At 66.1% G+C, this 23012-nt stretch carries 9 protein-coding genes; 4 read left to right on the forward strand and 5 right to left on the reverse strand.

Going from position 1 to position 23012, the window contains the following annotated elements:
• The first annotated feature begins 41 nt into the window (after positions 1-41).
• Together ABD652_RS00055 and ABD652_RS00060 are read left to right on the forward strand one after the other, a co-directional pair.
• Positions 42-1229: a transglycosylase SLT domain-containing protein gene (locus tag ABD652_RS00055; protein ID WP_344717143.1), complete on the forward strand. Its 1188-nt coding sequence runs from the start codon at positions 42-44 to the stop codon at positions 1227-1229.
• Positions 1229-1951: a flagellar basal body-associated FliL family protein gene (locus ABD652_RS00060; RefSeq protein WP_344717144.1), complete on the forward strand. Its 723-nt coding sequence runs from the start codon at positions 1229-1231 to the stop codon at positions 1949-1951. Before ABD652_RS00055 ends, ABD652_RS00060 begins: the two co-directional genes overlap by 1 nt.
• Positions 1952-2531: 580 nt before the next feature.
• Here ABD652_RS00060 and ABD652_RS00065 read toward each other — a convergent pair.
• A complete protein-coding gene (locus tag ABD652_RS00065) occupies positions 2532-2702 on the reverse strand; it encodes a hypothetical protein (RefSeq protein ID WP_344717146.1) in 171 nt (56 codons plus the stop codon).
• Between the two features lie 931 nt (positions 2703-3633).
• Between ABD652_RS00065 and ABD652_RS00070 the strand changes: the two genes are divergently transcribed.
• The gene (locus ABD652_RS00070; protein ID WP_344717147.1) at positions 3634-4452 is read left to right on the forward strand and encodes a hypothetical protein; all 819 of its coding nucleotides are present in this window, start codon (positions 3634-3636) and stop codon (positions 4450-4452) included.
• 68 nt (positions 4453-4520) lie between these two features.
• A complete protein-coding gene (gene mobF / locus ABD652_RS00075) occupies positions 4521-8498 on the forward strand; it encodes a MobF family relaxase (protein WP_344717148.1) in 3978 nt (1325 codons plus the stop codon).
• 222 nt (positions 8499-8720) lie between these two features.
• Here mobF and ABD652_RS00080 read toward each other — a convergent pair whose 3' ends face one another.
• From ABD652_RS00080 to ABD652_RS00095, 4 genes are all read right to left on the reverse strand, one after another.
• On the reverse strand, positions 8721-9287 hold the full coding sequence (locus ABD652_RS00080) for a hypothetical protein (protein WP_344717149.1): 567 nt from the start codon (positions 9285-9287) through the stop codon (positions 8721-8723).
• A gap of 176 nt (positions 9288-9463) precedes the next feature.
• Positions 9464-14335, reverse strand: a complete 4872-nt coding sequence (locus ABD652_RS00085) for a DEAD/DEAH box helicase (protein WP_344717151.1) — start codon at positions 14333-14335, stop codon at positions 9464-9466.
• A gap of 1065 nt (positions 14336-15400) precedes the next feature.
• Positions 15401-16294: a DNA-processing protein DprA gene (locus ABD652_RS00090; protein WP_344717152.1), complete on the reverse strand. Its 894-nt coding sequence runs from the start codon at positions 16292-16294 to the stop codon at positions 15401-15403.
• Between the two features lie 171 nt (positions 16295-16465).
• Complete coding sequence (locus ABD652_RS00095) at positions 16466-22951, reverse strand: DEAD/DEAH box helicase family protein (protein ID WP_344717288.1); 6486 nt, start codon at positions 22949-22951, stop codon at positions 16466-16468.
• Between the last annotated feature and the right edge of the window lie 61 nt (positions 22952-23012).

The raw sequence follows: 23012 nt of genomic DNA on the forward strand, positions 1-23012 counted from the left end.
CCGGAGGGCGCCACCCGCACCGCACCACTAAGAGGATCACCATGAAGACCGCATCAGGACTCACCGTCGCAGCCGGGCTCGTCGCTGTGACACTGCTGCTTGCTCTGCTGGGCGGCTTCGTCGCCCTGGTGGCGATGACACCGGGTGGCGTCTCGCAGGAACAGACCGCCTCGACAGTCGGCAGCGGGGCGACTAGCTGTCTCGACCCCGAGCTCGTCGGCTCCGAACAGATCCCCTCCGAGTACCAGGACAACCTGGCCAGTGCCGCGGAGTCTTCCGGAGTCGACGTCAACATCCTCGCCGCTCAGATCGAAGCGGAATCAAACTGGAACCCCGACGCGAAATCCCACGTCGGAGCCCAAGGGCTGACGCAGTTCATGCCCAGCACCTGGGACGAGTGGGGCGAAGGCGACCCCTATAACCCTGACGACGCCATCGCCGCCCAGGGGCGCTACATGGGCCACCTGCGCAGCCAGATCGCCGACATCGCCTCCGGTCACGACGAAGAGATCCGCCTGATGCTGGCCGCATACAATGCCGGACCCGGCGCAGTCCAGGACGCCGACGGCATCCCGCCGTACCAGGAAACCCAGAACTACGTCCGAGACATCACCCGGCTGGCCGAGAAATACGCCACAGCAAGCTCCGGCGACTCGGAAGACCAGATCCAACGAGCGGCGTACGTCGAGCCTGCTGCTCAGACCACCGATGCGTCCCCGAGCAACTGCGGCGATGTGCAGACCGTGATGGCCGGCCTGACTGACGGAGAATGGGCACATCCATTGCCTGGTGGTGAGCGCACTTCCGGCTTCGGCTCACGGCCTTGCCCGTCCGGGACCGACTGTAACGACTTCGTCACCAATCATCAGGGAGTGGATTTCTCCGCCGGAGGCGGGGCCTCAGTCGTCGCGCCGACGAAGATGAAGGTCACCGCCACCGGATCGAACCAGTACCAGGGCACCTACGTCGTCGCCCAGCAGGTCAAAGACGACGCTGACACCGACTCACTGCCGATCTTCGAGTTCCACCACTGCCAGGCAGGCAGCGCGGCAGAGGACGGCGATACCCTCGACACCGGAGACCAGGTCTGCCTCGAAGGCAGCACCGGTAACTCCTCCGGTGCTCATCTGCATTTCCAGATCAACGCCCCCGGCGCGGATCCCAGCAAGCCGACCTACACCCACGCCGTCGATCCTGAACCGATCCTGAAGAAGATGGGAGCCCTCTGATGCCCGCGACGAATCCCGAGCTGCGCCGCTTCCGGGTCATCTTCATCATCGTCGGTGTGTTGGCGCTGCTGATCCTCATCGGCGGCATCTTCGCCGCCTGCCAGACCTCCAGCGGGCCAGAGCCCACGTCAGCCGGAGCACCCGAGTCCACGGCCACGCCGTCACCTGATGAGTCCACGTCGAGCCCTTCCCCGTCGGAATCGGCCACCGATCCTGAGACCTCGGCGTCGCCGTCTGACGATGAGACCGGCGGCCCCTTCGAATCGGTCGCCTACAACGTCGACCCCAGCGACGACAGCCGCCCATTGGGCGCGACGAAGCCCAAGGATCATTGCTGGACCGATGAACAGGCCCTCGCCGAAGAAGCCGCCCGTGTCATGACCACCTGGAACGCGGCCGACGACTGGAATACCGCAGATGCCGAGGTCCGCGCGAAGTACCTGATGCACCCCGACCGGGCGGAGAACGTCGGCGTGCCGCAGCGTCCGGCCGGCACAGCATGGAACCAGCCCGCCGAGCACGAAGCGATCACCCTGACGGAGACCGAGCCCTCCACCCACCACGACGCTAGCTCCATCGAGATGGAGGTCACCTGGCGCTGGGTCAGCCAAGACGGTTGGAAGGGAAGCGCAGGCTCACGCTTCTGGGCGATCACCACAGCCGAAGACCCCGACGACGCCGACTGCCTCGTCGTCAACGACTACACCTGGTCCGGCACCTAGAAGACCATCCTCCCGCCCCTCGATCGTGTGGCCCCGCAGAGCACCCTGCGGGGCCACACCTGTATCTAAGCCATGTGCTGCCGCGAACCGGAGTGCTCCCCACAGTGCCCCAGTCCTGGAAATGCTGCCGCGGGGTCCTCGTTCCTCGGACCCCTTGCCATCGAATTCACGGGCGAACCTGGACTGCCAGGACCGGACCATGCTCATCTCTGTATGAGCCGTCGCCCCGGTGCCAGCAACCGGGCCCGGTCCCCACATTCAGCACCACGACGAGGGATCCAGTCAGCTGCTCTCTGCGCGCCAGTGACCAAAGGCGTGAGGTTCGCTCGTCCACGTGCCCGGTTTGTTCACTCGGCGAGCCACGCGTCGAGCCGGTCGTGGAAGTCGGCGTGCACGACCAAGTGCCGCTCTTCGATGAGAAGCCGGCATCTCAGGCATCGGAAGGCCCGCCAGGGCTTCCACCGGGAGTAGCCGGCCTCATCCATTGCCGGGGCTGGGACCTCCACCGAGGGCCCCCACGCGGCGCGCAGCGCAGCGTCCTGGGCGTTGTAGTCGCTCAGGCTTCGTCGTCGGTGCTGGGTTATCGGGCGGTCTCGATCCATTCACCGGTGCGAGTCCAGAACCCGTGCACCGAGGTCGGCTCCTCCAGGTCGGGATCGACAGTGGTGTGCCACCGCAGGTGGGTCAGCGTGTCCGCGCTGGCGACGAGCGCACCGCAGTAGCGGCAGGGCTGCGACCGGTCATCGGTCATGGCCACAGCGTAGCCGCGTGGCCCGACACCGCCGGCGTCCGGCCGGCCACCATGGTGCTGGCCGCGGCTGAGGCACCGGGGGTGCTGTGGTCACCTTGGAATCGACCGGCCACCTGAGCACCATCGAGCTGCCCGGCCATGCTGTCCGATCCCGGCGTGCGCGGCCGCCGGCCGCGCCTCTACCCGGCCACCTTGCCGGTGGCCAGCTGCTCCACCCGCCGGCCACGCGGAGCCGGCCCTGTGGCCGGCCCTCCCGGACTGACCGGCCAACTGGCCGCCCACTCATGTGTCCGCTGCCGTGGCCGGGTGGCCGGCCACAGCCCCTTGCGTGGCCGGACACCGGGACCCGCCGTCCGGCCGGTCACCTGCCGTGTCCACCTGTGGGTGTGGGTGTCCGGACACCCACACCCACCTGACCGGCCACGCTCACCAAGAAAGCTGCCGCGGATGCTCCTCCGTCGCATCCTTGCCCTCGAAACTCCAGGGCCACTCGCCTGCGCCCTCACCCAGCACCTGACCCAGGTGCCCACGCGCACCGGCCCAGCCCCAGTCACGACACCGCCGGCACCCAGCCACCCGCATCAGCAGGACTGCCCGAAGACCCAGCGGTCCACCGCAGTCTCCGCCGCCATCTGCCCACCCTCGCCACACCTGCCACATCGCCGCGCCGCGCCACCAGCTCGCTCCAGACACCCAGATGCCGCCCAGCGCGCACACCAGCGCCGCAGCATCAGCACCGCCCAGAACCACCCGAATCGCACGCCAGTAGGAGAGGCCCACAGGCCCCACCTACCGACGAGCAAACCAGAGAATCTACGTTCACACCTCTGGCACCAAGGTGCACCCTGGGGACATCTGTCCCCGGTACCTGACACATGCCTCACCCGAGTCACGGCGAACCAGGAACATGACCGCCCCGCATAATCACCGGATGCAGCGGCAGTGTCCGAACTGCTTGCAGGGCCTCGACGCAGATGCGCCGGCCCAGCAGATCTACTGCGCGCCGCGGTGCCGGGAAGCGGCGAAGAAGCGTCGGCTCCGTGGGAATTCCGCCCCCGACGCGCGCGACGCGCTCGACACCAGCACCCGCCAGATCCAGCAGCTCACCACCCAGGTCGGGCAGATGCGGCAACGACTGTCGGAGCGCGACGAGACGATCCGTCAGCTGCGCAGCGACCTGCGCAGCGAGCGTCGGCGCATCGATCGCATCGCCCAGCGCGAGGGCGAGCGGACACGCACCGTCCAGCAACAGTTGACCGCGGCCAAAGCCGAGCTGGCCGCGGCCACCGCCGACGCTGACCGGTCAGCCGCGCCGGCCACCGGCCGACCCTCTGGTCGGACACGTGGCCGCGGCAGTGACCGGACAGAGGAGCTGGCCGAGGAACTGGCCGCGGTCAAGGACAGGCTGGCCGCCGGCCAGGCGGCCTACCGGCAACTGGCCGCCGAGCGCGCCGACCTGGCCGAGATGCTCATCGAGGCCGACCGCCGGCACACAGTCATGGCCACCGTCATCACCCACTGGGACCAACTGGCCGGCCGGCTGCAGCAGGCGGTGTCCGGCCAGCCGGACACCAGGATCAGCCGGGACGACGCTGCGATCCTGTCCTACTGGTCTCGCGCCCGAGACCGACTGCTCGACCACGCCAGCCGGCCACACCGGACACGGCCACGACCGGACACCACTGGCCAGGCCGCTGGTCAGCAGTCGGCCGACTCCGCGCCGGATAGAGCCCCGGCCACCGGCCACTGACCGGCCACACCCGTGACCGGCCACATGGCCGCCCAGCCGACCAGCATCATCAACAGACGAGGAGCACCGTGACCGTCTCGATCTCGAAGATGTCCATCGACTACTACCTGAACTCCGCCGCCGTCGGCGACGGCGACGGAGCCGGCCGGGACATGACCAGCTACTACACCGAGACCCAGACGCCGCCTGGTCGGTGGATCGGCCGCGGGCTGGCCGGACTGAACCTGGCCGCCGGCCAGACAGTCAGCCGCGAGGCGGCCAAGTCGCTCTACGAGGACATGGCCGACCCGACCACCGGCCGGCCACTGGGCCGAGTGATGACCAGCTCGAAGCGCGAAGCCCCCGAAGGAGCGAAGACCCCCACCGGTGCGGCCGCGAAGTCGACCCGCGAACAGGTCGCCGGCTTCGACCTGACCTTCTCCGCGCCGAAGTCGGTCTCGGTCGCCTGGGCCGTCGCCGGCCCCGAGCTGCAGAAGCGCATCCAACACGCCCACCACAAAGCCATGGAGCAGACCCTGGAATGGGCCGAGCAGAACGTACTCCAGACCCGGGCCGGCCACGGCGGCGTCGCCCACGTGCCCATCGAGGGCATGATCGCCTCAGTCTTCGACCACTGGGACTCCCGCGCCGGCGACCCTCAGCTGCATTCCCACTGCGTCGTCTCCAACCGAGCCCAGCGCAGCAGCGACGGCCAGTGGGTCAGCATCGACTCCTACACGCTGCACCGCCACGTCGTCGCGATCTCCGAGCAGTACAACAACCTCCTCTTCGACGCCCTTCACCAGGACATCGGTGCCCTTCCAGAAACTCGCAATCTCGGGGACGATCCAGCCGTCGAGGCGGTCAAGGACGCGCTGCGGAAAAAGCCCGATGGCACTCCAAACGACCAGGAGGCTGACCCTCCCCAGAGAGTGGAGCTGGCCGGCATCCCCGACGAGCTGATCACCGAGTTCTCCGAGCGCAGTCTGGCCATCGAAGAACGCACAGACGAGCTCATCGCCGAGCATCAGCAGAGGACCGGTCGCTCCCCCTCAGCAGCTCAGGTCCTGAAGCTGCGTCAACGCGCCACCTTGGAGACCCGGACGCCGAAGGACGACTGCGACACCACGCTGGACCAGAAGATGATCGGCTGGCGGCGTCGCACTGAGCTGTCCGGATACGACCCAGACCGATTGATCACCGAGGCCACCGGACATCCCGATCAATCCATCACCCCGGACATGCTGACCGACGAGGTCTACGACAAGCTCGCCCGTTGGGCGCTGGATGACACCGCCCAGCGTCGCGCGACCTTCACCCGTGCGAACCTCATCGCCTCATCCGAGCGTGTGCTGCGGCTGGTCCGGTGCCGCGATCTCCAGCAACGGCACCGGCTGACCGAAACTCTGGTTGCCCGTGCCGAGAGCCAGGCCGTCTCGCTGACCTCGGCCCGCTCCGTCGTCCCCGAGACCCACGACCCGGCAGTCGCTCACCGTGGTCGTTCGGTCTTCGATCACCGCCACACCGCCGGCGTCTTCACCACCCGCCAACGTCTCGACGACGAGGAGTACCTGCTCTCCCGGCGAGCTGCCACAGACGCGCCCCGCCTGGATCCCGAGCCCCTCGCCGAACGGGTCGCCCACGTCGAGACCAAGGACGGCCACAGCCTCAGCAGCGACCAGGCCGAGGCCAGCCGTCAGGTGCTCTCCTCGGCCGCGGGGATCGAGGCGATCATCGGTCCCGCCGGCTCCGGGAAGACCACCACCATGGCTGCGGTTAGCCAGCTCTGGTCCGAGGACTATGGCGAGTCCTCCGTCATCGGACTGGCCCCCAGCGCGGTATCCGCGGAGGTACTGTCCCAAGACCTTGGAGCCATAGCGGAGAACACCGCCAAATGGATCTACGAATCGGTCGGTCGGGGTGCGGCCGAACGTGCCGATCGCATCAAGTTCTACGAGACCAAGATCGAGCAGATCGCTGTCTCCAACGATGCGCCGGCACTGGCCACTGCGCGCGCCGAAGGGCTTCGGGCCAAGCTCGCCCAGGAGTATGCCGCCCAAGCTCGATACGTGATGCGTCCCGGGCAGCTGGTCATCATGGACGAGGCCTCGATGGTCTCCACCGAGCAGATGGCTGAAATCGCCCAGCAGGCTGACGCCGCGGACGCGAAGCTGTTGCTGGTCGGTGACCCCGCGCAGCTCGACGCCGTCGACGCCGGAGGCTTCCTCGGCCTCATCGACCGCACTCAGAACCCCTCGTACCTGGATCAGCTCTGGCGCTTCAAGAACCCCTGGGAGCAGTCGGCTTCTCTTCGACTGCGCTCCGGAGACCCTGAGGTGCTGGAGACCTATGACGAGGCCGGCAGGCTGCACGGCACCCCTGATGAGGACCCATCCGAGTCCGCCTACCAGGCCTGGATGGCCGACCGGAAGGCCGGGTACAAGTCGATCCTCATCGCCTCCGACAACCAGACCGTCATCGACCTCGACCGTCGAGCCCAAGCAGACCTGGTCGCCGCCGGCGACGTCGATATCACCCAGACCGTGACCTTGAAAGACGACTCCTTCGCCGGCATCGGTGACACCATCCTCGCCCGCCGCAACGACCGGCGGGCGGTGGACTCGACCGATACCTTCATCGCCAACGGCAGCCGGCTGACGATCACCGGCATCCACGACGACGGATCCGCCACGGCGACGAACCACGCCACCGGCGGCACCATCACCATCCACGAGGACTACCTGGCCAAATCCGTCGAGCTCGGATACGCCACCACTGCCCACAGGTCGCAGGGCGTCACTGTCGACACAGCCCATTGCATCGCCACCTCCGGCCTCAGCCGCGAGCTCTTCTACGTCTCGATGACCCGTGGAAAATACGCCAACCACGCCTACGTCGACCTGCGTGAGGACGACGCCGCCGACAGCCCAGACCCCTGGAAGATGATGTACCAGACAGCCGGCCCTCAGACTCCCTCCGAAGCTCTGCAGACCGTGCTGAAGCGCTCCACCGCAGAACGCACCGCCCACGAGATCCAGGACGCCGAATACGGCTGGGCCCACGACCTGGGGCGGATGATGCACGAACACGACTACCTCGCCTTCGCCGCCCGCACCGCCCGGACCCAAACCTGGGCGATCAGCCACTACGGCGAGCAGGGCCTTCAGACCCTGCAGCAGGACCCGGAGTGGCCACGGCTGGTCTCAGCCGACCCGGCCAACACCCACCCAGCTCCACCACCGCAGACCCCAGCCGAACTCGCCACCGGCGACGATGCCGACCCCTCCGAGGTCGCCGACGAGCCCGCCGGCGACCAGCCCGAGGGATTGAGCGTCGAGAGCATCGTCACCGACTGCGCACCAGTGCAGCCTGCTCGCACCGGGCCGGCCGACATCTTGGAGTCGATCGACACCACCGGCACCGATCAGTCCCGTGCGCTGACCCAGCTTCAGAGCGACATCACCGATGAACTCGACCAGCGCCGGCAGCAGGTCGAATCGGATCTGCCGAACTGGTGGACCGAGCTGGCCGCACACAGCACCCAGGACCGTCAGCGCGAGACGCTGGAAGCAGTGCTGATGTGGCGCGCGGTCTCGGATCAGACTGATGCCGACACCCCACTGGGCACCGAGCCCTCGGGCAACGACTACCTCGCGCCCTACTACCGCACTGCGGCCAAAGCCATCACCGACGCCCGAGTGCCGGTCTCCGATGACCCCTGGGATAGTCATCGCTCAGTCGCCGCCACAACGGTCCAGTCCACCGCCGAGACGGCTGAAGAACAGGCCCATTTCGACACGATCATCGAGGACTACAGCACCGACCTGACACCGCCGGACCTGTTGGAGGACCCACACCACCAGATCGCCGACAAGGCCCCCACAGACAACGCCGCATCAGACCCGAAACGGATCGATCACCACGCAGCTGGCTGGGACTCCGCCCCCACCGCCACACCAGAAACCGAGACACCACCTCCAGCTCCCAATTGGAATGATGCCGAGCTGGCTGCCCTCACCGCCGAGAACCAGCCGAACGCCGGAGCCGGTACACCGGACAGGTCCTGACCCAATCCGTCACCCAGCAAAGTCGCCAGGGCCGGGTCAAGTCCGGCGGACTGCCGATGAGCATCATCCTCACCGCTCGCCAGGCCCGCCACGGACTCGACTGGAATAGGTCATTGCGGACAAGGCCTACTCGCATCCCCCGGAGGGCGATGCGGGCCCGCCGGATCCGGTTCACCAGCCCCAGGGCAGCCACCAAGATACTTACAGGCGATTCACCCTAGATCACGCGGAGGAATCACCATCTTCGCGGACGATTTCCCGGATCTTGCCATATCCAGATGTCAGGTATGTGATCACCGGCGCACCGATGGCCAGGAGCATGACGCTCTCTCCCAGGCTAGTAAGGGAACTGCCGATATCCAGCCCTATCCCGTTTCCTATGCCCTGACTGAGGAATGCCAGCAGCAATACCCCGAACACATAGACAGCAACCCGTTCAGCGTTAGTCGCTTCATTAAAGCGCTGGATGGTCCGCGCGTTGAAAAGCTGGTGCCGCCGCCAGAAGACATAGCCGCCTCTGAACAAGAAGACCAACGCATTTACCACCACAACCGCTAGCGCCACAGCGCTCAGGCCTTCAGCACCCGAACCTTCAGTATCCGAACCTTCAGCACCAGAACCTTCAGCACCAGAACCTTCAGCACCCGGGCATTCACATTCAGCATTCGAGGCCTCAGTGCTCGAGGCCTCGGAGTAGAACTCCATTGCCGCCACAATATTTATAAGAATGATTACTGCTACGCCAATAAAATACAGAGACTTGGTCCATTTTGGAGGCTTGTCGCTCATTAACTTCTCCAATTATTGTTTGGCGACGCTTCTTTACTGAGACCACCACGTGACGCCTTGACCGGGGTAGGGGTCAATGCCGGCACCCCCTAGAAGCTGACGGGGCGACCAAACCGCCAGTAGCCCCCTTTTAGGGCTTAGAGGCAAGTGAACCGGATATTGGTTTCCCGATTTGATCACCAAGCAACCGACGGCCCGTCGTCGAGGTCGAGTATTGGCAGGTCCCGCACGATTCTCCTCGTCTCCACCGACACCGTGGTGACCCGCTTGATCAGATCGACGATGTAGCGCGGGTCGCCGTGCTCCTGTGCCCGGTCGTTGGGGTCGTTGACGATGCCGGAGGCCTTGTCCGTCTTGACCTGATACCGGTCGATCACCCACTCCAGGGCGCTGCGAGAACCCAACACATACTCATGGGCCTCATCGGGGATGCCACTCAGGGTGACGTTGGTGTTGTAGACCAGCCGGGACTTGTCCGCGCTGCGGGCCTTGCCGCCCCACCGCATCTTCTGCACTCGGTAGAACTCAGGATCGGCCTCCTCACCGACGGCATGCTCTTCATGCAGGGGATACGGATCGGCGTTCTCGTAGTCGATATGCAAGTCGATCAGCTTCTGACCAGCCTCCGCGAAGGCGGCGAAGTCCTCGGCCGATGCTGGCAGCGGGATCCGTGGAAGCTGACGTGTCAGTTCCGCGCTGAACTGGCTTCGGTACTGGTCAGAATGGAGCAACGCATAGATGCTGGCGAAGATCTCGTCCTTGGTGACGTGATCGCCGAACGCACTCCGATAACGGGCCAGCGCATCGGCGCTGACGTTGTCGATGCGCCGGTACCCATCGACGACGTCGCCGTCGACACCGATGCCGAGTTGCCCCTCTGGCTCCGGCTGATACGTGAAGCGAGCGAAGAACTGACCGCCGCCGCTCCCCCAGAACGCCAAATCGGGGACCTGATCCATGGCCAGCAGGGTCGCTTCATGACCAGAACCAGGAGCCGTGAGGTAGAACCCGTAGTTAGGGAGCTCCGGCGTCGGGAACACCGATGGCAGTTGGCTTCGTTCGTGGTTGTACGCGGCGCCGAAGTAGACGTTCTGCTTGGCGAACGGCCGATAGACGCCCTCACGGTACCCGGACTCCTGGGGTGCGAGGTCTCGGTTGCGGGCAACGCAGTTGCGGAGAGAGCGAGCCCAGGAGATGCGCGTCGGGTCGGAGAATGCTGGCTGGTCCTTCAGCCACTCTGCGACGTCCTTCTCATTCCGTTTCGAACGTTCCGCGGCCTGGTATGCGCGTCGGGCCTCCGTATAGGTGGCGGTCATAGCTTCGACGTTCGCCTGCAACGCCTCACGGGAGTAGTTGTAGACCCACGCGTCACGGTTCGTCCCGAGGCCCAACGTGTAGGTATTGAAGATGGGAGGCATGCCGGTCGCCCCCTTCTTGTCGCCCAGCGGGGGCAGGGTGTCGAAGACGTCGCTGGACTGGTTGATCCATTCGCCCTTGCTGTTCGGCGCGATCATCTCCCACTCCACATCGCCGACCGCGCCGGCCTCGAGAGTGGCGAGCTTCTCCTCGCGAGTGAGGTAGTCGCCGATGTCGCGGTAGTACAGCTGGCAGTCACCGGTGTGGGCGGGGTCTTTGACCCCGATCATGATCGCGACCGTCGCCCGGCTCCCCTGCTCGAAGACGTTGTCCTTCTCCTTGCGGCGCAACTCGCCCGAAGTCCGTGCATTTCCGCGGAGGTTGTAGATGTAGAGGTGGTCGAAGTCCTCGACGAAGCTCTTGCGCAACCCGTCGGCGGAGTTCGAGTCGATGTAGCCACCGTTGGAGACATAGGCCAGCACACCCTTGTCGCCAATGCGGTCGGTGCCCCACCGGATTGCGCGGACGTAGGAGTCATAGAGCGTTCGCGCAGAAACTGCATGGGACGCCCTCGAGTAAGTATCCCGAATCCTTTTATCCAGGCTGGGATACTCAGCGTTGGCGTTGTTGTCATTCGCGCTCGTCTGCCCCGCTGAGTAGGGAGGGTTGCCGATGATCACTCGGATGTCGGTGTCGAGTTGGCGCTGGGCGCGAGCGTTGTTCGAGGTGAACATCTCCAGATCGATCTGGTCATCGACCTCGCTCATCTGGAAGGTATCCCCCAGTACGATGCCCTCGAACGGCACGTACTCGGCTTCGGGATCTTGCTCGGCCATCAGCCCGTGGTAAGTGGCCTCGATGTTGACCGCGGCCACGTAGTAGGCCAGCAGCATCAGCTCGGTGGCATGCAGCTCCCCGGCGTACTTGCGCGCCAAATCATGCGGACTGATCACCCCCGACTGCAGCAGCCGGACGATGAAGGTACCGGTGCCGGTGAACGGGTCGAGCACGTGCACGCCCTCGTCCGAGAGCCCGGCGCCGAAGTGCTCTCTGGAGAGCTCGTCGACCGAGCGGATGATGAAGTCGACGACCTCAACCGGGGTATAGACCACCCCGAGCGAGTCGGCCTGTTTGGGGAAGGCCTGTTTGAAGAAGTTCTCGTACAGCTCGGTGATGATCCGCTGCTTGCCCTCAGCGTTGTCGATGCCCTCCGCCCGGCGGGCCACTGAGGCGTAGAAGGATTCCAGCTCGGAGGTCTCGGCTTCGAGGTTGTTACCGGCCAGTGCGTCGATCATCTCGTCCATGACTTGCGAGACCGGGTTACGGGTGGCGAAGTCATAGCCGGCGAACAGCGCGTCGAAGACCGGCTTGGTGATCAGATGCTGCGAGAGCATCGAGATCGCATCGTCCTCGCTGACCCCTTCATTGAGGTTTCGCTGCAGCGCGGTGACGAAGGCCTCGAAGTGCTCGTTGACCTGCTGGATCGGAGTGTGCTGACCGGTGCCCTTGACCAGGGCGGTGATCCGCTCGGTGTGCCGGGCTGCGACATCGGCGATGGTCGCCGCCCAGTTCTCCCAGTACTCGCGGTCGCCGACCTTCTGCACGATCTTCGCGTAGATCGCGTCCTTCCACTCCTCCAGTCCGGGGAAGTCCGCCAGGATCGGTTGCACGCTGGTGGTCACCGAGCTGTCGTCGTCATCACCACCACCGGTGCCGACGCCGATGACGTCGATGGTCCCGCCGCGGTCCTGGTTCAAATCGATCTTGTTGACCGTGGCCTCGAACCGGTCGTCGTGGGAGCGCAGCGCGTTGAGCACGCTCCAGATGACCTTGTATTTCTTCGAATCCTTCAGCGCCGTCGCCGGGTCCTGGCCGACCGGCACCCCGACCGGCAAGATGATGTAGCCATAGTCCTTCCCCGGAGCCCGGCGCATCACCCGGCCGACGGACTGGACGACATCGACCTGGGAGTTGCGCGGGTTCAGGAACATCACCGCATCCAAGCTGGGGACATCCACACCCTCGGACAGGCACCGGGCGTTGGACAGGATCCGGCACTCATCCTCATCAGGCTCGGCCTCGAGCCAGTTGAGCTTGCCGGTCCGCTCAGCGACGTTCATCCCACCGTCGACATGCTCAGCACTGCAGACCAGCGAGTTCTCCGAGGTGGCGGCCAGTTCCGCGGTGATGGTCTCGAACATCGAGGACACCCGCTTGGACTCCTTGATGTTCGAAGCGAAGGCCACCGCCCGCTGCATCGCCCGCCGCGCCGGCGCCGGCCCAGCCCCGGTCTCGTCGGTCTGGTTCGGGAAGTGTTCGCCGCGGTGGGCCAGCCCGTTCCAGCAGCCCACCACCTTGGCGACATCATCGATCCCCAGCTCGCCGTGGGCATCGGTGAGCAGCCGCTGCAGCTGATCATTGACCGCACTCTCGTCGACCGCAAGCACCAGGACCTTGTAGTCGGTCAGCAGGTTCTTCTCGACGGCCTCGCCGAAGCCCAATCGGTAGAACTGCGGGCCGAAGAGCTCCTCGTCGTCCATCGAGGCGACCACCACCGAGTTCTCCTCAGCCTTGGCCTTGGTGTTCTCCTCGAAGACCCGCGGCGTCGCGGTCATGTACAGCCGCTTGGCCGCACGCAGGAAGCTGTTGTTGTGAACCTTGGTGAACGCCGACTCGTCCTGGCCGGCGATCGTCGCCCCCGTCGTCCGGTGAGCCTCATCGCAGATGACCAGATCGAACTCCGGGAAGCCCTGCCGCTGAGCCTCGGCGATCGCCTCGATCGACTGATACGTGGAGAACACCACCGTGCGACCGTTGAACCGCCGGGCCAGCCGACGCTGATCGATCAGCTTCTGCGCATCCGTGGTCGCCGGCACGACCAGCTCCGTGGTCGAGATGTCCTCATTGTTCGAGTTCTTCCCGACCTTGGCATCCGAGCAGACCGCCAGCGCACGGAACTCCTCAGAGGCGTCGGCCTTCCACTCGCGCAGCGTCTGATCCAACAGCGCGATCGAGGGCACCAGGAACAGCACATACCCGTCCGAGGGGATCTGCTCCTCGACGATCTGCAGCGCGGTATAGGTCTTGCCCGTCCCGCAGGCCATGATCATCTTGCCCCGATCCGAGGCCTCGAACCCGGCGGCGACATCGTTCATCGCCTGCCGCTGATACGGGAACGGCGTCTTCTTCGCACTCGAATGACGGACCAACCGGTCCGGAGTCTCGACGGCGAACTGCGACCAGTCGATGTCCGAACGATCCATCTGCGGCAGATCCAGCACCCGCACGTTGTTGCGCTCCAACGCGTCCTGGGCCGTCGGCCCCAGCTTCTGCGCAGTATGAGCCAGCAGACGGTCGGAGAACTCCGGCGGAGCAGCCTCGGAGATGAACGAATCGATCCCCTTCTTGCTGATCGTCGAGTCCGGATCGATGAACTTGCACTGGATCGCCGTCAGCTCCCCGGTGAAGCGAGACTTCGCCACCAGGTCGACCCCGTTGTCACGCCGATTACCCCGGTCCGGGTACTCCGACCACAGCCAGACCTCGGAGAACTCATCCGACCACACCGGATCGGTGGTCAGGTACGAACGGATCAGCCGCTCGAACTTGTCTCCACGGTCCCGGGTATCGGTCGAGTGGTAGTAGTACGTCTCGAGCACATCGCCGAGCGTCTTCTCCGCAGGTGAAGCCATACCCGCGATTATCGCTGACCATCACTCCGGGGCCGGCGTTGTGACGCGCGCCTGGGTGGTCTCTTCAACAACCCGACCGTGGTTGGGTGGCGGCGCCATTGGCCAGCAGTGTCCCAATAGAGTGAATGCTCATTTCCCCGCCAAGCGGGGGCTTGACCGTGCCCGCCGCATTGCGGCGCAGTTCTCCACAGGGCATGGAACGCCCCCTCGAAGTGATGGGGCGGGTCCGGGCCGGCTCTGAGGATCACGGACAGCTCATGGACCGGGTCACTGGGCAGAACGCGGGATCATACGGTGGGAGGAAGTCTCTCGTGCGTTCCAGCCAGGTGCAAGTTTCCGAATAGGAGGGGTTCAAGAAGCGGGCCAGGCACAGGACACTGACATTACTGGCCCCCGCTTTCTTGAGCGCTGCTGCGACGCTGCGAACCTGTGTCCCGCTGACCCATGTGTCTTCGACGATGAGGGCATGGCGACCGCTAACGTCGGCGTCGACAGCGTATCGGTCGGGACTTATCCCCTTGTCTCGTGAACTCGCGTGGTGCGGATCGCTAGTTCTGCGCACTCCTACGTGTTCGAGCGGTGGCGTGAAGTACTGGAGTATGTCCGTTTCCAGGGGGTGCGAGGATCGACCTTTGCCAGAGGGGACTGTGCAGACACTGGTGATTCCTTGCCCCAAGTGCTTGCCGAGACAAGCGGAGTGGTACTTCACGAAGAAATAGGCCAGGAGCTTCATCCGGTCGAGACTCCCCGCTGACTGTGGATGCCCTTCATTGCCCTTGTAGCTGTGGGCGATCTTTCCGGATTGTTCACCCGCGATGGCGAACATGAGGAAGATCTCACTGTCTGCCCGGAGCCACTGCGTGGCCTGGTTATATGCGTGGCCACATGCGTAGCACGTCGGGTATGTGGGCTTCTTCGGGGCGGTACACCGGTGGCATAGATCCTCCGCTACGGGGAGGGAAGGGCTGGTCTGCCCATGGGCCTCGTCCGCATCGCGCCCGGCGTTGTGCACTAGATGAGCGATCTGACGAAGGTAGTCCTGGTCCTCAGCCTCGATCGGCACCATCAGAAGGCGAGGATCTGAGTCGGTGCAGGTGGTGCGGACCTGTCGATGACCCCTCGTGCAAGCTGCACTGCGTGCTCTGGGGTATGGGCCACGTGTGCATCCACAGAGCTGTCGTCCGCCAGACGCGCGCCCCAGGTCGTCTTACGTGCAACCGGTTCTGCAAGGATCACAGGACGTCCGTGCTTTACCGCGTGCTGTGCCTGATGCTTCGTCCCGGACTGTTCTGAAGCTTCAACGATGATTGTCGCGCGACCGTACGCCGACATGACTGCGTTGCGCATCGGGAACGACGCGCGAGTCGGTGACGCACCGGGACCGAACTGTGAGAGGACCATGCCGTGGCCGTTCTCCATGGCTTCCTGGTACGGCCTCGACGTGGTCGGATAGTAGCGGTCGATCCCGGTACCGATGACACCGACCGTCCGTGCCCCGGTCTCCAGCGCGGCTTGGTGAGCTGCGCGGTCGACGCCTTCAGCCAATCCGGAGATGATCGTGATGCCCAGCTGAGCTAGTTGGCGAGAGATGAAGTCTGCGGCGGCGTGGCCCTGCTGAGTGGGCTTCCGCGATCCGACGACGCATACCCCGACGTCTCCTTGAAGACGCCGCAACGGGGTCTCGTCTCCGCGGATGAATACGAACGGAGGGAAGTCCCACACGTCGCGCAACTGGGCGGGGTACCCTTCGTCGAGGCACGTGTAGAAGTTCGCGCCACCGACGCGGTGGTGCCACTCGGCGATGACGTGCTGGCCGGTCTGGATGTGCTCTTCAGTGGCTCCGAGCTCGGTCGGATACTGGCCCATAGAGATCGCGTTGCGATACTTGGCCCATTCCATTTTCGGCCCACTGCTCAGCAGTCCGATGAGGGCCGCGCGCTCGACTGCGAGATCCAACACGTGGCGACACCTCCGATCTGTCTTGTCCCCTACCTTACTCGTGACCCCCGTCAGGAAACGAGTAAACGAGGGCGGGCGCTTCGAGGGGCTACCGAGCGAGTAGGTGACAGTGGTCTCGTCAAGCAGCGGGGGCCGCGGGCGGGTTCATATTGGCTTCGAACTCGACCCGGGTCAGGACAGGACCGGCCCCGACGTCGCCGGGCTTCCGGCAGGGGACTGAGCGGCCATCGCCAACGCGGCGTCTTCCTCCATCCGTGCGTGCGGCGGTTCCTCGTCCTCCGGGCCGGCCACCGGATCCGTGCCCGGCCCGTCGGTGTAGAGGTCCTGCACACGCAGTCCCTCCCGCAACGAGACCACCTGAGTCTCGCCGCGGTCGCAGGACCACATCTGTCCGTCGTCCGCCCGGATGACCGGAGCGTCCTCTCCCGGACCGGGCGACCACCTGGCCTCGACAGTGCCAGGGACCGCAAGGTCGGTTTCCGGCAGCACGACCACGCGCTGTCCGTCCATCTCGGAGGTCAGCTCGGCTGCGGGTTTCTGCTCGGCCTCGGGCCAGTAGAGCTGGGCGCGTTCCTGAGCGGTCAGTGCTCCGGTGGTGCGGGCGTAGACATGCACCGGTGAGCCGGCCTTCTTCCTGCCCTCCTCGGTAGCCCCGGAACCGGCGTTGACGCCCAGGGTGCGGTAGGTGATGTCGATGCGGGCGTCGTCGCCGTAGGAGAAGGGCGTGCGCTGCACGATCTGGGCCTTCTTACCCTGCTGACCGCGGGTGTCGATCGCGGAGACGTCGACGACATCCCCGCGGCGCAGCTCGTCGACGCGTACCGCGCCCGGCTCCTTGTCTCCATAGAGCCGCCGCGATTCCTCCACCGACAGCATCGCCGGGTTGATCGTCTGGTACTCGCCAGGGGTTGCCATGCCGCGCATCTCCCGCACTTGTCCGGTCTCGGGGTCGAGTGCCTGCGCGCGCAGGTTCCGCGGGTGCGAGATGACCACATCGCCGGCCGATCCGAAGTGCTCGATGTCCTCCTCCAGCACTTCACCGGGCAGGAAGTGGTACGGGCTGCGTTCCCGAGCTCGGCGTTCGGCCAGCTCGGCCGCGCGCTGACGCTCCTCGGCGATCATCTCGCCGATGTCGTGGACCACGATCCTCGAGGGGGTGAAGTCGTTCATCCGCTGCAGCTCCGTGCCGTCCTCGGCGATGAAGGCGCGGCTGCCGCCGCGCTGCTCGCCCAGCGTCGCGCGGACCACGCCCCCGGTGTCGCGAGCACGCAGACTCACCGGTGTGCCCTGGGGATACTTGGCCACCTTGTGGATCGACTCGACGCGCTCGGTGTCCTCATCGACCTCGGCCAACAGCTGCTCGTGCTCGTTGAGCTGCCCCCACTGGCGGGAGACCAGCTCGGCCCGCGTGTAGGGCGCCGGCCGGACCACCTCGTCGCTGTCGCGCAGCACATCATCGGTGGGCCGCTGGCCGAACTCGTCGCCGTCGTAGAGGAACACCGTCGACTCGCCGTCAGTACCCTCGGCCACCGCGACGGAGAAGAAGTCGGTCCCGTGTTTGATCACGTCGCCTTCGCGGAGACTGTTCGCCGGCATCTCCTGGTCCGGGTAGACCCGGGCCAGTTGGTCGCCGGCCACCGGTGCCGAGGCCTCTTCGGTGTCGCTGTCAGTGCCGTTGATCTCGGCATCCAGCCGGGCGAACTCCTCCTCCATCTCGGCCAGCTCTTCGGCATGCTCGAAGCCATCAGACTGCTGGCCGGCAAGCTGCTCCAGCCGCTCGCGGCAGTGCTGGCGTTCGGTGTCCCAGTCATGGACGCGCTCTTCCAGTCCTGCCACGAGGTTCTCAGCGCGGGTGATCAACCCGCGTCCCGGGGCCTTGTTCTGCTGGACCTGGTCCACACCGACCTCTGCCTGCACGCCGGGTATTCCTGTGCCGATGATGACCTTGTTCAGGTGCCTGTGCACGCTCAGGTCGATGCCGCCGAGACGGCCGGCAGACACTGGCTCAGTCGGTGCCATGAAGTCAGCCTGATCCCGGCGGGTCGCCTCCTGGCGCACCAGCCGTTCCAGATACTCGCCGGCCTCGCCCCGGTCAGTGGTCCGGGCACCGTCGGCGGCCGTGAGGGCGAACGCCTCGCCGGCTGTCGGACGCACGCGACCGGCCATCTCCTCCAGGTTGGGAAGCTCGCGGTCGAGGAACTCGGCGCGACGCTGCATCTGACGCATCTCAGTCCGCAGCATCGACTGCGACTGCTGCCAGGACTGCTCCAGAGTCTTCAGCTCGCGGATCTTCAGGTCCAGATCCTCGCGCTGCTGGATCCGCGGGTCACCGGTGAGCACCGCGGCGGCCTCGGCCGCGCTGAACTCCAGCGCCGGGATCGGATCATCCATCTCGCGGTCGGTGACCATCCCCGACTTCCACTGGCTGATGAACTTCGCCTTGTGCGCGACGATGTCCCAGCTACGCACATCGAAGGTCCGCTCGGTGCCGTAGGCGTAGAGCTGGACCGACTCGTTCTGGTTGCCCTGCCGCAGGATCCGACCCTCGCGCTGCTCCAGGTCCGCCGGTCGCCAGGGCACGTCCATGTGGTGCAGGGCCACCGCCCGAGTCTGGATGTTCGCCCCGGTGCCCATCTTCTGCGTCGAGCCGACGATCACGTTGACCCGGCCGTCGCGGCACTGTTGGAACAGCTCGGCGCGGGCGGCGTCGCCGTCGGCGTCGTGGATGAAGGCCACCTGCCCGGCGTCCATCCCGCGGGAGACCAGCTCCTCGCGCAGCGCGGCATAGACATCGACCGCCGAGCTGCCTGGGGTGCCCTGGTCGCAGAAGACGATCTGCAGCCCACTGGGCCGCGGACTCGTCGTGCCGTCGGGCAGCCGATAGGTCCGATCCTGCGTCTGCTGCTGCACTGCGGTGATCGTGTCAGCGACCACCCCCAGCTTCCCGCCGTCGGACTCCGGGGCGAGTCCGACCATGCGCGGGTCCAGCGCGACCCCGCGGGCGTCGCTGGAGAGCTTGAGCATGTTGTCCTCGCTGGGATCGACCGCTCCGTTCCGGATGTCCTCGACCCGCTGGATCAGCTCATCGGTGTAGGCCGCCACATCCTCCGACGGATCCCGGGTGAGCAGTTGCCGTTGCCCGGACTCGATATCGGGGATGCCGACCTCGAGGTCGGCTGAGGTCACTCGGTCGGTGAACACGCGGTTCATCTCGGCCAGCTCGGGGGTGTTGACGTACTTCGACACCCTGGTCTTGGGCTCATAGCCGGACCCGGTGACCGAGAGCTGCATCTTGGTCTCGACCTCGGTGAACTGCCCGGCCCAGGCGTCGACGCTGTCCAGATGCATCTCGGAGAGCATGTCAGGCCGTAGATACCGCTGCATCACCCACAGCTCCGACATCGAGTTCGCCACCGGGGTGCCGGTGGCGAACGTCGCCACCGCCGGCACATACCCGTCGGTGTTCACCCCGCGCCGCTCGGCGTCCTCGACCTTGAACTCGCGCAGTGCCCGCAGCTTGTGCTCCAGGTCGCGGGCACGGTTCGAGCCGCTGTGCGATAGCTCCGACAGTTCCGCAGTTCGGGCGAGGTTCTTGTAGTGGTGGGCCTCGTCGACAAAGAGGTAGTCGATGCCGGTCTGCTCGAAGGTGATGCCGGTGAACTTCCTCGACTCATCTTCCTTGTACTGGGCCTGCAGCTTCTGCACCGCCTTCTGGGCCTGCTTCACATGCGCGCTGCCCCGGCCCTTCTCCTCGGCCAGCTCGCGCGCGTGGGCCTCGGCAGTCTGGATCTCCTCGCTCAACCAGGACCGCCGACGCTCGGGATCCAGTGGGATCGCCTCGAACGTCGTCTGCGGGATCACCACGCAGTCCCAGTCGCCGGCTGAGGCCCGGGCGACCCAGGCAGCCTTCTCTCCGGCGCCGATCCCGGCCGGGATCGCCATCACCTGCGCGTCGGGGTACCACTGGCGGAACTCGGTGGCGATCTGGTCCACCAGATGATTCGGCACGACCATCGCCGGCTTGGCCGCCTGGCCGGTGCGCCGCAGCTCCATCGCGCCCATGACCATTGTGCCGGTCTTGCCGGCCCCGACGACGTGATCCAGCAATGTGGTCGGCTCGTTGACGATCCGCGCCACCGCAGAGGCCTGGTAGGTGTAGGGCTTGCGGTCCTCGGCAAGTCCGGGAAGCTGCAGCGCGGCCCCGGCCTTGCGGTAGTCAGCCGGCACCACCGAGTTGAACAGCTCGTTGTAGCGTTGCTCCAGCTGCGCCTTGCGCACCGGGTCGGAGACGACCCACTCCTGGAACCGCTGGCGGACGCGGGCGACCTTCTCGCGGCCGGCCTGGGTCGCGGCTTCGTTGACCACGCGCTTGCCTTCGTCGTTCTCGGTGGTGAACCGCACCGGCCGGCCGTTCATCGCCAGCTCCAGGATCTGGTGCGGCGTCTTGCGGTGCTTCGGCACCCCGTACTCGTAGCGGATGTGATCGGCCAGCCCGGCCTGCGGTGAGCGCACCGACCACTGGTCCTGTCCGGCGACGGCATGATCCCGGGACGCCAGCGATCCGCGGTAGACCTCGACGCCGTCGGATTCCAGCAGCTCGCGGGCGAACTGCTGGTGGTACTCCGCCGGGATCCACCGCGCCCCGGGGGCGACGCGGACGTCCTGCAGGTCGATCGTGCCGGGCAGAACCTGCCGCAGGGCGGTGACGTTCTCCCCGTAGGTCTCCGGATCCTCGCCGGCGGCCTCCTCGGCGACCGCGAGCTTCCGGCGGACGTTGCCGGCCAGGTACTGCGGCGCGCTGGTCATCCGCCCGGTCTCCGGGTCGGTGAACACGTGGCCGCGCATCTGTGCCTGGGCGTCCTCGGCCGAGACGTCCAGCAGCTCGGCGACCCGGTCGACATCGACCTGCCGACGTTCGTCCATGCTGATCGCCACCGCGTCCTCGACGCTCTCGGCGCGCACCGCGCGACTGCCGGCGGCGACGACATCATGCTGCTGGAACCGACTCGGGGCGGCCGTGCCGGTCTCAGGGTCGTAGGTCTCGACGCTCAGCAGCAGTCCCAGGTCAGGGTCGCTGCGCAGGAAGTCCAGGTGCTTCTGCTCGGTTCGCACCAGCCGCGGCCGCGCCGCCTCCTCAGCGAAGCCCTCCATCACCTCGGCAGGGATCTCGGTATCAGGTTCGACGGCCTGATCCTGACGCCACTGGGCGGCCATCTCCCGCACCAGCTCCTGCTGATCGCTCTGCTTCAGCGAGGAGTATTTGGGCTGTCGACGGTTGATGCCCCGGACCGAGGCCCCGTCCTCGACACGATCAGCGAAGGTCTCGTAGTGGCTCTGCCAGGCCTGGTGCAGCGCCCGCCGGCGCTCCTCGGCCCGCTCGGTCTCGCCGGCGGACTGTGCATCCAGACTCTCGCGTGCGAGGTCGCGCATCTGCAGCAGCGCCGCGGCCTCTTCCATCCGGGTCTTCGGATGCTTGACCGGCTCCCAGGTCAGGTCCGGGGTGTAGCGCTGCAGCTGTGCGGTCTTCCCCGTCCCGACCATGCGGATGTGGCCGACCCGGGCTTCCTCGACCTGAGCCTCGTGCAACCCCGGCGCGTGCTCCGGCACGCTCACACCCTGCTCGACCTGCGGCTGGAAGCCCAGCCCCGCAGCTTCTGCGTCGGTGACGATCGTCGTCAACCGGTCGTTGAGCTGCGCGGCGATGCCATCGACGTCCAGCCCATCGCGGACTGTGCGCGCGATCGGATTGCCGTACTGATCGGTGCCGGCTGTCACCTCGCCGATGACGTTCTCCGGATGGGCTTCGAAGTACGCCGGCCAGCTCACCTCGTGGGTGTATCCCTCGAGGGTGACCTGCTTCGTCGCCGGCGACACCCAGGTATCGACCTGGTCCTGTGTCACCGTCTTGCCGGGCTCGCGGCGGCGCAGGATCAGCACGTCGGTAGCCACTGAGGTGCCGGCCGCCTGAGAGAAGGTGCCCTCCGGCAGGCGCACCGCGCCGACCAGATCACCGTGACGGGCTATCTCGTCCCGTGCCTTGGAGGTCTTCGCGCCCAACGTGTGGGACGAGGTCACCACCGCGACGTAGCCGCCCGGGGCCGTCTGGCGCAGCGCCTTGATGATGAAGTGATTGTGGATCGAGTGCCGGTTGGCGTTGTGCCGCGGATCGTGCAGCCGGAAGTCGCCGAACGGGACATTGCCTACCGTCGCGTCGAAGGAGCCGTCGGGGAAGCGGGTCTCCTCAAAGCCCTGGGCATGAATCTGGGCCTGCGGATACAGCCGTGCCGAGATCCGCGCAGTGGTCTCGTCCAACTCGACACCGACCATCTCCGCGCCGGCCGGGGCCCGGTCGATGAACGCGCCGGCACCGGAGCCGGGCTCCAGCACGCGACCGGAGTCGAAGCCGGCCCCGCGCAGCGACTGCCACACCGCCGCGGTGATCCGCGGATCGGTGTAGTGGGCATTCAGCGTGGTCGCCTTCGCCGACTCCCACTCGCTGTCGCTGAGCAGCGCCCGCAGACGCTGACGCTCATCGGCCAGCGTCTCGTCCTGCTCATCGAAGATCTTCGGCACCGCGCCCCAGGACGTCCAGCCGGCCAGCACCTGCTGCTCCTCAGTCGTGGCGTGGCGCTGCTCGTCCTCGACGCGCCGCAGCACCTCCAACGCGGCGATGTTCAGCCGCGCCCGCTCCTCGGCCGACGACGGTGTCTCAGGCGGG

The organism is Nesterenkonia halobia, from assembly GCF_039536005.1.
Taxonomy (GTDB): Bacteria; Actinomycetota; Actinomycetes; order Actinomycetales; family Micrococcaceae; genus Nesterenkonia; species Nesterenkonia halobia.